Source organism: Paenibacillus ihuae (genome assembly GCF_001368795.1).
Lineage (GTDB): Bacteria > Bacillota > Bacilli > Paenibacillales > Paenibacillaceae > Paenibacillus_AQ > Paenibacillus_AQ ihuae.
Window position 1 is genome coordinate 2,153,833 of record NZ_LN831198.1, and the last position, 12,901, is coordinate 2,166,733.

A 12,901-nucleotide genomic window follows, 5' to 3' on the forward strand; every position below is an offset into this window, starting at 1 on the left:
TGTCACGCCGTACAGGCGGCCCATCGGGCGTCTTATCGCGAATGGCGACTCTGCTGATGGACTGTGGATACAGCGCCGCCGCGTAGGCCGCGATCTGTCCGCCCATCGAATGCCCGATCAGCACGCACGAATTGATTCGCAACGCTTCCAGCAGTCCGATTACATCTTCCGCCATCTCTTCAGGCGTATATCGTGAAATCGGTTTGCCGCTTAATCCGTGCCCGCGCTGATCCGGAGCGATAACGCGATAGCGCCCGCCGTATCGGCGCATCAGATCCGCCCAAGTTTCCCCTCTTCCCCAGCGGCCGTGCAGGCAGACGATTGCCGGGCCTTCCGTTTCGGTATCCAGCACGAACAATTCAATATTTTTTAAAACTACCGTTTTACGAGCAATATGTATGGTCATCTTGTCCTCCGATTTAATAATTTTCTTGCTTCAGTATAACATAATCTCACTCGTTATAAGAACGTATATTCCCAGAATAAAAACATTCCAGAAGCTCCTTGACATGTAAAAAAGGCTGCCGAGAGTTTCTCGAAAGCCTGAGTCCGCATAAGACTGGGATCTTCTTTTCCGACCGAACCCTAAAGCTCTCCTCCGGTTCCTATCGGATTATCGTCGTAGGAAATCCAATCACTCCAGCTTCCCGCATAGAGCTTCACATTTCTGAATCCAGCCATCGTGAGCGACAGCACATTAAGGTGAGCGCTTACGCCAGAGCGTAGCCTAATCCATCTTCAATTTCAGTGAGACGATTATAACTTGCCATTGCAGAGCGAAAGCCTGCTTTTGCCTGCAAGACTTGCGGCTACCGAGACAGCCAGCAGGATCGGCAGCTGGATAAGTGAAGAGCTGATCTGTTCCGGGCAGCCGATAGAACAGTTTAACCTGCTTGCCCATTAATATGAGAGAATAGTTGAATATGTTGTAAAGCATTCTTTTACCGCCTGCCTAAAAAAAGATATAATTTCGTTAATGCTCCATTCCAGATAGAAAAGGTGAATCACGCTATGAATCCATTTATGAGAAAAGTCAATGTTCCTTACGTCAATTTCCGCAAAGCCAACACCCTCCGAAATGACTCGACCCAGCATGATTGGCAGCACTGGGCGGGCTACCGGGATCAGATTCAGCAGGTTCTGGAGCAAACGCTGGAACATAACCGCTGCGGGCGCGGGCATATTTTACTGCTCGGGGCCGGGAACGGAAACGATGTACCCATTTCGTATATCGAGTCTATATTTGAACGGATCACGATCGTCGATATCGATGAAAAAGCGCTGGACCGCTTTCTGGCCAAGTCGGCACACCCGGAAAAATACGAACGGGCAATCATTGATCTGACCGGAGTAGGAACAGAAGTGTCTTCACCGGATGATTTGAAAGCAAAGATTGACGAATTGCTGCCTAACGTGGATTTCTCGCCGTTGCATCCTCCTTTTGACGTGGTCATGAATTTATGTTTCACGACGCAGCTCATCTCCGCCTTTTTTTACCGGAAGAAAAATAAGGTTGCCCATACACCGGAATTCAGCGCTCAGCTGGATCGGCTGCTTGAACGGATTCATATCAACATCTTTCAATCTTTGCAGGGCCTTCTGGCACCGGACGGGGTGATTGTCCATTTAACCGATACTCTGCTGCTGCAGCGCATATCAACAACCGGCTATACCAGCCCGGCTACTGTAAAGACTCTGGAGCTGACGGGAGGAAATCTCCGGGAAAACTTGGACCTGATTTACGGGCATCTGCCGGAGATGGCGCAACAAGGCTTGTGCTTGCCGGGGGCATTTGTCCACGTTCATCCGCAAATTATGCGGTTGTATAAAGTTGAATTAAGGTTTTCGCTGCTGTGGGAGTTCGTCCATGATGAATACGAAGACAGGGATTACTTTGTTAATGCGCATGTGCTGACCAAGCTGTAGCGGAAGGTAACCGGACCGGTCTTTAGCCGGACTGACCAATGGGGGCGGACCCTGGGAGGAGTGGTCTTGGCTCTCAGTAAAAACTCTGCATGAGCTTAACTCCAGCACAAAGAGCCCGCGTTCAGTGCGGGCTCTTTGTATTTACTCTTCCCCCGTAGCCACCAAATTCTCTTCATACGAAATCCAATCGGACCAGCTCCCCGCATACAGCCGCACTTTCTTATAACCAGCCTTCTCCAAGGCCAGCACATTCGGACAGGCGGTTACACCGGAGCCGCAGTAGACGATAATCTCGCGCTCCTTGTCGAGTCCGGCGAAATGCACCGCAAGCTCATCAGCGCTCTTGAAGCGGCCGTCTGCATTCTGCGTATCCTTCCAGAAGAAGTTGACTGCGCCGGGGATATGTCCGGCTTTCTTGTCCAAGGTCTCATTCTGGCCGTGATAGCGGTCATTCGCACGGGAGTCGATCAGAATGGTATTGGCAGCATCAGCCCCCGCATGAACCCTCTTCTCCGACACCCGGCGAACCTCCTCAACATCCGCCAGCATCTGCGGCTTGATATTCGGTGTAAATGTGCTTGGCACCCGTACCGGCTGATGATCTGTGACCGGGAATTTCTCAGCTTTCCATGCGCTGAAGCCACCCTCCAGTATAAACACCTGCTCATGCCCGAGGTAGCGCAGCAGCCACCACAGCCGCGCTGCATTCATGCCGCTCTCATCATCGTAAGCCACGATGCGGGAATCGTTACCGATTCCGAGCTTCGAGAGACGTGCCGCCAGCACCTGCGGATCGGGAAGCGGATGCCGCCCGCCGTGTTCACCCACAGGGCTGGACAGGTCCAGCTCCAAATCGAGATAAACGGCACCTGGAATATGCTCCTGTTCGTAGCTCTCCCGGCCAGCATCTGGTTTACCTAGCGTAAACCGGCAATCCACAATCGTCTGCTCCGGCTCATATAGCCTTGCCAGCAGCCATCTTTTGGAAACAGTAGCTTCCATTTTATCCCCATCCTTTGCGCTGTGATATGTATTACATTATTATAACGGAAAAATACAGAGTCGCACACGTGCCCATAGTCCGTTTGTAGAGATTGTAATTATACATCCAGTAGGGGAATGCAGAGAAATAGATTACCAGACAACAAACAAGCTAACCAGGGAGTAGCCCTTGATCAGCTTGTCTGTTCGGCTGTTCACCGTTTAAGAAATCGATTAGAAGGTCACTCCGTCCGCTTACCATACTTTTTCTGCCAATAGTCAAGCCATTGCGTGTAATCCATTTCCTTTATATCGCCCAATGTTTTTCCTTCTATTGAATACTCTCCGCCCGCCATGACGAGATTTTTAATTTTGCTTTTTGGTCCCGAGGCTCCACCTATGACCTTACTGTCTACAATCATAACTGTTACAGAAATATCGTAATCATCAGGGGGATATAGCTGGTCCAGTGGATGATCCTTCACAATGAATCGATAAGTGACGATTTCTTTCCCAATATAGGCATCAGGTTCTTTCTTCTGAACCGCCCAGAGCTGCATATAATATAGGTTTTCGAGCATCGTCTGTTCCAATGTATATTTTAAGACTTCTCCTTCATGGACAACGATTGTGTAACCGAGGCCTTGAATATAATCGGCGGCAATTTGTTCATCAGTCTTTCCTTCTAGAGAACGGCATCCTATCATTGCCAACAGTACAAGGCTTAGAAGTAGGAATAACAATATTCTTCGTTTCATTAATTTCAGCCCTATCTCATCGAGTGCCGGAGTGAGAAATGTCATGACCACCATCGACCCAAATCGCTCCGTCATCTGATTTCCAATTTTACTTTTTTCACTTATTCTCAAATCGTTCTTAAAGTATTGATCTCTCGGCCGAGAGATCTATATATAAGAATATCATTTGTTACTTTTTATGGAATATATGAAATAAAGATCTTATCGTGAAAATTAAAGATTTCTACCTTTCCGGACAGTCAATAGCCGGGCCCATGCGTGCAGCGAAATCCGCTTTCAGAGATTTGACACAGCCAGACTCTGATTTTACAATTGCCTTTGAGCTGATAGAACAATGAGAGAGAGGCTTAAGCCTGTGGAAATTATAGTAAGTAAGGCCTGGCCGGAATGGGCCGGGACGCTGCGGAGACGGAGCGGGGGCTGGAATAATACCACCTATTTTGTGGAAAATCAGACAAAACGCGCAGTCCTCCGTATATATGACACGCACAAGGATAAAGCCAAGATTGAATTCGAGCACGCCGTGCTCCAGCAGCTGGGGAGCCAAAACCTGCCCTTTAAAGTACCTGTACCCGTATCTGCCGTAACTGGTGAAACTATGTTTCAGATCGATGAAAGCGGCAAATTCGCCTGCTTGTTCCGGTATATCGACGGAGATACGCCTAACGAGGAAGCGTCAGGATATGCCGAATCCTTCGGGGAGTCTGCAGGCATTCTTTCGGCTGTGCTGGCTGATATCAATCCCGGACTGACTCCGGTGTACCGGCCTTATTATGAGCTGCGGACATCCTATCCGCTGTGCAGTAACGAGGTCATCCGCGAGCTGTGTCTGCATCCGCCGGAAACATTTAAGGAACTGGGTATGGAACTGGAAATGCTATACAAGGCTTATGTGAATATTACAGATTCACTACATGAGCTCGCGGGACTGCCGCATCAATTGGTACATGGTGACTTGAATGCTTCTAATCTTCTGGTCCAGTCAACCAATCCTAGTGAGGTAGCTGCTCTGCTTGATTTTGAATTCTGCACCTATGATCTGCGGGTGATGGAGCCTGCTGTTATACTGTCCGGGCTGCTGGGACATGCGGAGGACAAATCGATGATCCGCAGGTTTTGCCGGGGATTCAGCCGCAGTGTCCGGCTCTCACCGGCCGAAATCAGCGCGATTCCTGTACTGATGCTGCTGCGGAAGATTGATGTTTTCCTTCATTTTGTCACCCGTTTCCTTGAAGGTACCGATGAATCCGGTGTGCTTCATGAACAGACCAGGCTTCTGTCTGCAGACTTAATTCAGCTGTCAGACGGAACTGCGGAAATCGTGTCCGTTCTGCGTGAAGAGCAGGAATGAGCCAGGAAGGCTATAACTCATTCCCATTGGCCGGTTTCACCGAAGCTACTTTGCTGTTCAGGATCTCTTTATAGATCTCAATGGCTAGGGCTCTTGAGCTTTTCAGATCAACGATGGCATCCGGTCTGGGCAGATGGATGACTTTATCCAGCAAACCTGCCAGCTCCGGCAGCCATGTCCGGATGTAGCTTCCGCTTGGATCATGAGTTTGGGATTGGGTTACCGGATTCATAATCCTGAAATAAGGCGAGGCATCGAATCCGAGAGAGGAGCTCCAGAGCCAGCCGCCCCGGTTCAGCACATTGTCATAATCACTTAGCTTCAACCTGAAGTAACGCTCCCCGTAAATAAACGGACAGCCAAGATTTTTGGTCAGGAACATTGCGGTAATCATCCGCAGACGGTTAGGCATCCAGCCGGTTTCGTTCAGCTGGGTCATAGCGGCATCGATTACCGGAATACCTGTCCTTGCCATAGACCAAGCCTCAAAGTACTTCGTTCCCAGACGACCCAGATCGTAAACCTTCTCATAGCTGAAAAAATCAGCATCCAGGCGGGCCTGATACAGATAGAAATCCCGCCAGGCCAGCTGTCTAAGCCATTCTTCAATTCCTGCTTCTTCCTGAGTCAACCGGCTGTACACGGTACGTGCTGAAATTGCCCCTGTATTAAGATGGCGGCTGATCCGGCTTGTGTTCTCCAGAGCATAGCGGTCACGGCTTATTTGATAATCCTGCAAATTAAGATTTAGAAAATGCTCAAGCGAACGGCCAGTATCTATCTTCTGTCCGGCAGGGGCTGACTGTTCTAACTGCAGTGCAATTTCATATGGAATCATGAATTCTTCAGTAATTCCCTCGTCCAGAGCTGATGTTTCCAGATCAGCCAAGGCTGAAGAATAAGGCGGCCGAAACCGCTCGGCCAGGTAGCTGCGCCAGCGGCGGTAAAACGGGGTGAATACCCTGAAGGGCTCACGGCGTCCGCACCACACCATGAAATCGTCCAGATCGCACAGCATACTATCATGATAGAGAGTGAGAGGAATGCCCAATTCTTCCAACGTGTTACGCAGGCTTTGGTCTCTATGTATTGCATAGGGGGTGTAATCGGCATGAACCATTAATTCCTGAACGGGATAGGCTTCACTCAGCCTCCTGACAATGGTATCAGGCTCGCCGTATAGAATATGCAGCTGCTTGCCCTGAAGGGCATAGGCCTGCTGCAGGCTGGATACGTGAGCCAGGAAGTTAGTCCCGCTATGCTCCAGATAGCGCTGTTTGCGCAGCAGGAAGGGCTCCAGGATAAGCACATGCAGGCTGCGGGAACCGGCTGCACGGATGGCATCAAAGGCCGGAAGATCGGTAGTCCGCAGGTCCTTGCGGTGAATGAAAAGAATCATTTATCAGGATTTCCTTTCCGTTATCAACTGAAATGTTTATTACCAGCACTAGTCTATAATACGATGGATGGTGAAGTTTTGGCGATATGCAGTTCATGCTTATGTAACTGGAATTCAACAATACATAATAAGAAAAGAGAGTATGCCTGCTGTTGTTGAAGCCTAAGCATACTCTCTTTATTTGCCGATGACCGAACGAATCAGATGATCCGGTAACCGGAAGGCAGGTTTCCAGTACGGCGTATAGTACGGATTCGAGCCAAAGTAAGCCTTTGATTGGTAGAGATAATCGATTCTACATCATTGCCGTTAATATAATCGTCTAGATCACTGATGTTATGGTTTCCGCGAAGGACCCGGAAGCTGCCTCTAAACCGGGTTCTGCTAAACAGTACTAGTGTCGCATTGCTGCTGGTCGAGAAGAAACGCAGGCTTTCAATGCCGTCCACAATATTGTCCGTGTTACGGATGCCGAGATTTCCGGTGTACGTTCTGCGTCTGCCCCGATAATTTTCTTCCTCATACACTCTGAGGCGAAAAATAATAAAATCCATATATTTACAATATAATTATCTTAGTGTACTATGTAACTAACACACCAATACAGAAAGCCAGAACCATAATTTACTCGATACAGGGAGGATACCATGGAGCGGACAACAGTTAGCCAAGAACATGCCGGAGCCCAAAGTGACCCGGTAGTGCTGCAGATGAAAGGCGTCAGCAAAATGATTAAAGGAAAGGCCATCGTGAATCAGCTGTCTTTTGAGATTCGTAAAGGGGAGATTGTGGGGCTGCTTGGTCCAAACGGGGCGGGTAAGACAACTACGATCCGCATGATGACTGGCCTGATCAAGATGACAGAGGGGGATGTGCTTGTCCACGGCCACAGCATCCGCAATGACTTTAATAAGGCGATTGGCCATATCGGTGCGATTATCGAGAATCCGGAATTTTATGGACATTTGACAGGTCTGGATAACTTGAAGCAGTATCTGCGGATGTGTGACGGGGTTGCTGAATCCCGGATCCGAGAGGTAGTAGAGCTGGTGGGGCTGCAAGGAGCGATGGATAAGAAGGTAAAAGCGTATTCGCTTGGCATGCGCCAGCGGCTCGGTATCGCCCAGGCTCTGCTGCATTCCCCGAAGCTGCTCATTCTGGATGAGCCGACCAATGGCCTTGATCCCGCAGGGATCCGGGAAATGCGTGAATATATGCGGAATATCGCAGAGGTGGAGGGGATCTCCATCTTAATCTCCAGCCACATGCTGGCCGAGATCGAGCAGATCTGCAACCGGGCAGTAGTCATCCAGAACGGTTCGCTGATCACGGAAACCCAGCTTGGTGCAGAGGCAAAGACGGAAGGAGAGGTATCCCTCGCCGTCCGAGTTGATAAGGTTGAGGCAGCGCAGGCCGTAATACAGGCAATGGATGGGGTGGAATGGACCCGTACTGACGAAATGCAGAAGGAACTCCATATCCGCCTGATTGACCATAAGGTGCCGGAGCTTGTTGCTGCACTCAGCGCAGCTAAGGTCGGCGTATACCGGATTAGTGAGAATAAACAAAGTCTCGAAGAAGATTTCCTGAAATGGACAGGAGGGAACCGCATTGCGTAAATTTAGTAACCTGATCCTTAACGAGTGGCTGAAGCTGTTCAAGAAGCGCTCATTTTTTGTACCCCATCTGATTCTTGTGTTCTTTCCGTTGGTGCTCGGGTATATTATTCATTCTGTATCACCGGAATCGTTCGCTTCCGCTGCGGAGTTTACGAAGCAAATGCTGCTGCCGACCGGAATGGGCCAGGTTATGGCTATTTTGGCCATCATCGGTACGGCAGGGATTGTAGCCAAGGAGCATAGTCAGGGAACCGTCAAATTTTTGCTCATCCGTGCCCGCAGCCGTACTGCAATACTGGCATCTAAATATGTAACGGTGCTGCTGTATGCATTTAGCTTGACCCTGGTGGCAGCGGCAGCGATATTCATCTCAGGAATGCTGTGGTTTAATACCGGTGGCGGAGACACAGGGGTAGCGGATATCCTGCAGTCTATGCTGTACGGCTCTGTGTATACGTTCGTATATGTAACGCTCGTCTTTATGCTAGGTGTGCTAACCAACTCTACAGGAGTGACCATCGGGATTGCGATGTTTGCCGTAACTATGGATAAAATCGTGATTAACCGGGAGTTTTATAAGTATTTTTTGTTCCCTAACCTGGATTTGTCTGCGTACAGCAGCGGAAATAAACCCCCGTTGTCCGGAATGACCCTTGGATTCTCGATCACTATGCTTGCTGTGTATATCATTGTATTCCTCCTGGCAGGATTTACCGTCTTCAGACGAAGGGACGTTGCTTGATGACGATAGAATTTGACAACAACCAGCCGATTTATTTACAGATCATGAACTACCTCAAGGGCGAGATCATCACAGGCAAGCTGAAGCCCGGTGACAAAATCCCTTCGGTGCGCGAACTGGCGGCAGAATTGCAGATTAATCCAAACACGGTGCAAAGAACCTTTCAGGAACTGGAGCGTGAAGAGATTGTGGAGACACGGCGCGGTATGGGCAGATATGTAACCGGGAAGGAAGACACCATTATGAACATCAAAAAGGAAATGGCCCAGGACATTCTCGACCGGTTCATTCGCGGTATGCAGGAGCTAGGCTTTCAGAGTGAAGAGATTGTAACGGCGGTGGCGGAGAATATTGCTGCGAAAGACAGAAAGTAGGAGGATGTAGGGGTGGACAGGATACTCAAGGTAGAGCAGGTTTCGAAAAAATACGGCTCCAAACAGGCGCTGCATAATGTCACTTTTGAACTCGGCGCCGGTAAAATTATTGGGCTGCTTGGCAGCAACGGCAGCGGAAAAAGCACACTGATGAAGCTGATTGCCGGACTCGCACAGCCGAGCTCCGGCAGCATTTCCGTGCTTGGAACACCAGTAAGCGAGGAGAGCAAAGCACTGGTCTCATTCATGCCGGATCAGCCGCTGACGGAGAAATGGATGAAGGTTGGGGATGCGCTTAGGTTCATGGAGGATTTCTATCCAGATTTTGATCAGGCCAAGGCGCGCCGGATGCTGGAGTTTATGAAGCTGAACGAGAAGGACAAAGTGCAGGCACTATCTAAAGGCATGAATGAACGCCTGCAGCTTACACTGGCGCTCTCCCGTAAGGCCAGACTGTATTTGCTGGATGAGCCGATCGGCGGAGTGGATCCGGTTGCCCGGACGAAAATCCTGAATGCATTGATGGAATTTTATGAAGAGGACAGTACCATTCTGCTCTCTACCCATCTCGTGTCAGATATTGAACGGATCTTTGATGAGGTGATTTTTATAAAGGAAGGTGAACTCGTCTTGCATAGTGATGTGGAGGAGCTGCGGCACCAGCGGGGAAAAAGCATCGATGAGTTGTTCAGAGAGGTGTATGCGGAATGCTGAAGCTGATTCGTTATGATTTTAGACGCAGCCGTGACCGGATCTTAGCAGCTCTTGTAATTATGGTTCTTCTGCATATCGGGATCTGGGTATCCTCAGATACAACGAGCAAGGATATTATATCCATGCATTTGATCACTTATTTTGTAATAGGAATTGTCTTTCTCTTCATTACTGTATTTAACTATAACCGTAATCTGAAATCCTATCAGCGCAGGCTGCTTCCCGTTAACACCCTGTTTACAGTGCTGTCACCACTGCTGCTGTACTGGCTGCTGCTGCTGGTCGTTCTGCTCATCGGGCTGCTCCACCTGGGACTATATGTCCTGCTCTACTCAGCGGATTTCATGCCGGGGAATTTCTGGACGGTGGCATCACGCAGCGCGCTGCAGTGTATCTGGTCTGCCGGATTCGTGCTGCTCATGATTATGTTTGCTTGTACTGTTGCGAGAAGTATAAGGGTAAGAGGGAAGATATGGATTGGAATTGCTGTTCTGGTGGCACTGCAAAATGGAGTAGCCTATCTGGAAGAGCGTATGTTCAAAAGCTATTTTAGAGGCATAGACAATGCGTTCCGGTTCGAGGTTATTAAAGCTTCCGATGTTCCCAGCGGCCTGATGCTCAATTATGTCGGTTATAATCTTTGGCCGCTTGTCTTTGAAGCGGTGATAGCAGCGCTGTTAATCTATGCAATGACAATACTTGTTAGGAAGAGAACGGAACTCTAAGCGGGATTCATGATGACGAAAGCAGAGCTGTTCCGCAGCTTTGCTTTCGTTTTCGCGCAAAAAAAAGATTCCCGGGTAGGGAAATCTCCTATACTTATAATTGCGGATACAACCGCCGCTTATTGAGCCTTGCGTGTATTTGTCCAAAGCTCAAGCTCGCGCAGCAGCAGTTCCTCTTCTTCTTCATTAAGGACAAGTCTAACACCGTATTGGAACTGGCCAATACCGAACATCCAGCCCCAGCGTACACTGCCTTCAAACTGCAGATTCACGTCTGTTAAGCGGAAATGTATAATCAGCTTCGTATCCCCTGAAGTAAAGCGGAGGTTCAGTGAAGTGCGTACTTTACAGCCGGAACGGCTAAGATCAAGCAACACACCTTCTGTTAATTTCCCGGCTCCCGGTCCGGAATTACCCGCTGGAACTTCTAGCCAGCATTCGATCGGCTGGTTCATTACATATCGGAACGGTTCTTTTCTGCTGGAGTCGTCCATCGTTTACCTCCGCTAGTTTTTTTGCTATTATATCGAAATGACAGAATGAGAACAATCTACTAAAGTGCTATTTTAATAGAAAATATTTTATTTATTCAGTCAGGGAACTAAAGGAGCGCGATCATGTATCAATACGACAATGAAACCTTTACAGATCATAATTTTGATTACGCAGCTTTGCAGGACGGCGAACTGAATGGCTGCACCTTTGAACGCTGCTCCTTTAAAGGGGCTTCAATGGAAGAAATGACCTCAACCGGCTGCCGGTTCGCAGATTGTGACTTTAGCGGGGCACAGCTGAATGCATCGTTACATAAAGGAGCAGCATTTACCAACTGCAAGTTTACAGGGGCGAATCTGTTCGTGTCTAAATTCGAGGACTGCAAGATGGTGGGCTCTGATTTCTCGAACGCCGCGATGGACGGAATTACACTGGCTGGGGGAGACTGGTCATATACGAATCTCAGACATGTTAATCTGGCCCGGCAGGATCTGCGGGGCATCCGGTTTCTGGAAGCAGATATGCTGGGCTGCAATTTGCAGAAGTGTAATCTGCGGGGTGCTGATTTAAGCCGTGTACGGCTGACCCAGTGTAAGCTGGAGGGTGCGGATCTGCGCGATGCGAAGCTGGATGGAATCGATCTGAAAAGTCTGGATTTAAAGGGTGTGCGGATCGATGTGGAGCAGGCTGTGCTGCTGGCCCGTTCTTTAGGTGCAAAGGTAGACTAAGCGAAAGTTAAAAGCAGCTCCGCTCTTTTAATGAAGAGAACGGAGCTGCTTTTTTGTTGCCTTACAATTTGTATAGAGAAGCCATGCAGTCAACAAACATTTTGTTATATTCGGAACGGGTAAGGTCATGAGTGGAGGCGATGTCGCGGCCGAGGAATTCAAACCACGTTATTTCTGTGCCGTCTTTTTTGTAGACGAACTTCTCATGCTGGATGGAGAACGTATCATTCTCAAAAGAAGGAACCTGCTCATATTTGAGCTCAGTACCCAGTTTCTCGGATACAAGCGTCGCTAGAAGGATAAGCATTTTAAAGGGGTCATCATACATTTCAAATTGTTCTGTCATCAACGTCCACTCCTTAAATTGGCATGTGCTGCTGAGCAGAGTATACTATATCGTTCTAATGTAAGCACTATCATCTGGAGAAGTCAGTACAATTTTGATACAACATGTGAGCTTAATCAAGAAAGTACATACTGCATGCTTATCATTCGGATATATTTAACCGATATACAAAATATCGACTATTTTCGACAAGGGGAATGAATGTGTATGTCGTTTAATCTGCGGACTCTATTTTCCAGCGCCTTTGCCGTAATTATCATTCTGCTCACTGCACTGCTGATTTTTGTTATCGGCAGCCAGTCTACGAAATCAGTGGAGAAAAGTATTGGAGGTTCACTGGCGGAAGAAGCCTATCAGATGGCTGAGAAGCTGGACCACTTCATGTGGTCCCGTTCCGGGGAAGTGGAAGTGTTGAGTAAGCTGAATGCTTTTCAGGAGCCATATGATAAGGCGGAAATCAACGGTTTGCTGAATCAACTGAAGAGCAGTCTGCCCGTATTCACATGGGTGGGTTATCTCGATCCTGCCGGAAATGTACTTTCGTCAACGGATAATATTCTTTTAGCTCAAAATATAAGTCATAGGCCCGTGTTTCAGGAAGGGATTAAAGATTTGTTTATTGGAGATGTGCATGATGCCGTTCTGTTGTCCAAGCTGTTGCCGAATCCGGGCGGTGAAGATTTGCAGTTCGTAGATGTCAGTGTTCCAATTTACAGTAAGCAGGGACAAGTCACTGGTGTACT

The 12,901-nt window shown here is 48.5% G+C and carries 17 protein-coding genes and 1 pseudogene; 9 read left to right on the forward strand and 9 right to left on the reverse strand.

Translation table 11 applies throughout. The features are described from left to right. The 3 genes and pseudogenes from AQR02_RS32375 to AQR02_RS09685 all read right to left on the reverse strand — a co-directional run. Positions 1-406: alpha/beta fold hydrolase (locus AQR02_RS32375; RefSeq protein ID WP_159067723.1), on the reverse strand; the 406-nt coding region annotated here is incomplete at its 3' end. A gap of 179 nt (positions 407-585) precedes the next feature. Continuing rightward, positions 586-720: pseudogene (locus tag AQR02_RS33910) on the reverse strand (sulfurtransferase); the annotation flags it as partial. A 7-nt stretch (positions 721-727) separates the two neighbouring features. Next, positions 728-901, reverse strand: a complete 174-nt coding sequence (locus AQR02_RS09685) for a hypothetical protein (protein ID WP_159067724.1) — start codon at positions 899-901, stop codon at positions 728-730. Positions 902-1,011: 110 nt separating this feature from the next. Between AQR02_RS09685 and AQR02_RS09690 the strand changes: the two genes are divergently transcribed. Then, a complete protein-coding gene (locus AQR02_RS09690; RefSeq protein WP_054940388.1) occupies positions 1,012-1,926 on the forward strand; it encodes a hypothetical protein in 915 nt (304 codons plus the stop codon). Positions 1,927-2,067: 141 nt separating this feature from the next. Here AQR02_RS09690 and AQR02_RS09695 read toward each other — a convergent pair whose 3' ends face one another. After that, a complete protein-coding gene (locus AQR02_RS09695; RefSeq protein ID WP_054940389.1) occupies positions 2,068-2,928 on the reverse strand; it encodes a sulfurtransferase in 861 nt (286 codons plus the stop codon). A 221-nt stretch (positions 2,929-3,149) separates the two neighbouring features. Beyond that, complete coding sequence (locus AQR02_RS09700; protein ID WP_159067726.1) at positions 3,150-3,776, reverse strand: hypothetical protein; 627 nt, start codon at positions 3,774-3,776, stop codon at positions 3,150-3,152. A gap of 244 nt (positions 3,777-4,020) precedes the next feature. Between AQR02_RS09700 and AQR02_RS09705 the strand changes: the two genes are divergently transcribed. Beyond that, complete coding sequence (locus AQR02_RS09705) at positions 4,021-5,016, forward strand: phosphotransferase (RefSeq protein WP_082451756.1); 996 nt, start codon at positions 4,021-4,023, stop codon at positions 5,014-5,016. A gap of 10 nt (positions 5,017-5,026) precedes the next feature. Here AQR02_RS09705 and AQR02_RS09710 read toward each other — a convergent pair whose 3' ends face one another. Together AQR02_RS09710 and AQR02_RS09715 are read right to left on the reverse strand one after the other, a co-directional pair. Next, positions 5,027-6,415 (reverse strand): cryptochrome/photolyase family protein, encoded by a 1,389-nt coding sequence (locus AQR02_RS09710; protein ID WP_054940392.1) that lies wholly within the window; start codon positions 6,413-6,415, stop codon positions 5,027-5,029. Between the two features lie 200 nt (positions 6,416-6,615). Continuing rightward, positions 6,616-6,969, reverse strand: a complete 354-nt coding sequence (locus AQR02_RS09715) for a hypothetical protein (RefSeq protein ID WP_054940393.1) — start codon at positions 6,967-6,969, stop codon at positions 6,616-6,618. Positions 6,970-7,062: 93 nt separating this feature from the next. On the opposite strand from AQR02_RS09715, the gene AQR02_RS09720 reads away from it, so the two are divergent. The 5 genes from AQR02_RS09720 to AQR02_RS09740 are packed head-to-tail and all read left to right on the forward strand — an operon-like array spanning position 7,063 to position 10,589. Next, on the forward strand, positions 7,063-8,034 hold the full coding sequence (locus tag AQR02_RS09720) for an ABC transporter ATP-binding protein (RefSeq protein ID WP_054940394.1): 972 nt from the start codon (positions 7,063-7,065) through the stop codon (positions 8,032-8,034). Continuing rightward, positions 8,027-8,776, forward strand: coding sequence for an ABC transporter permease (locus tag AQR02_RS09725; protein WP_054940395.1), 750 nt, complete (start codon positions 8,027-8,029; stop codon positions 8,774-8,776). The genes AQR02_RS09720 and AQR02_RS09725 overlap by 8 nt, the downstream gene beginning before the upstream one ends. Next, on the forward strand, positions 8,776-9,150 hold the full coding sequence (locus AQR02_RS09730) for a GntR family transcriptional regulator (RefSeq protein WP_054940396.1): 375 nt from the start codon (positions 8,776-8,778) through the stop codon (positions 9,148-9,150). Before AQR02_RS09725 ends, AQR02_RS09730 begins: the two co-directional genes overlap by 1 nt. Positions 9,151-9,162: 12 nt before the next feature. After that, positions 9,163-9,864: an ABC transporter ATP-binding protein gene (locus AQR02_RS09735; RefSeq protein WP_054940397.1), complete on the forward strand. Its 702-nt coding sequence runs from the start codon at positions 9,163-9,165 to the stop codon at positions 9,862-9,864. Continuing rightward, complete coding sequence (locus tag AQR02_RS09740; protein ID WP_054940398.1) at positions 9,858-10,589, forward strand: hypothetical protein; 732 nt, start codon at positions 9,858-9,860, stop codon at positions 10,587-10,589. Before AQR02_RS09735 ends, AQR02_RS09740 begins: the two co-directional genes overlap by 7 nt. Before the next feature lie 119 nt (positions 10,590-10,708). On the opposite strand, the gene AQR02_RS09745 is transcribed toward AQR02_RS09740, so the two are convergent. Further along, positions 10,709-11,083 (reverse strand): PilZ domain-containing protein, encoded by a 375-nt coding sequence (locus AQR02_RS09745; protein WP_054940399.1) that lies wholly within the window; start codon positions 11,081-11,083, stop codon positions 10,709-10,711. 123 nt (positions 11,084-11,206) lie between these two features. On the opposite strand from AQR02_RS09745, the gene AQR02_RS09750 reads away from it, so the two are divergent. After that, entirely contained in the window at positions 11,207-11,812 is a 606-nt protein-coding gene (locus AQR02_RS09750) for a pentapeptide repeat-containing protein (protein WP_054940400.1), read from the forward strand. 61 nt (positions 11,813-11,873) lie between these two features. Here the strand turns inward: AQR02_RS09750 and AQR02_RS09755 are convergent, their stop codons facing one another. Next, the gene (locus AQR02_RS09755; protein ID WP_054940401.1) at positions 11,874-12,158 is read right to left on the reverse strand and encodes a hypothetical protein; all 285 of its coding nucleotides are present in this window, start codon (positions 12,156-12,158) and stop codon (positions 11,874-11,876) included. Positions 12,159-12,365: 207 nt separating this feature from the next. On the opposite strand from AQR02_RS09755, the gene AQR02_RS33915 reads away from it, so the two are divergent. Beyond that, a partial coding sequence (locus AQR02_RS33915) for a PDC sensor domain-containing protein (protein WP_425339970.1) occupies positions 12,366-12,901 on the forward strand: 536 nt, incomplete at its 3' end.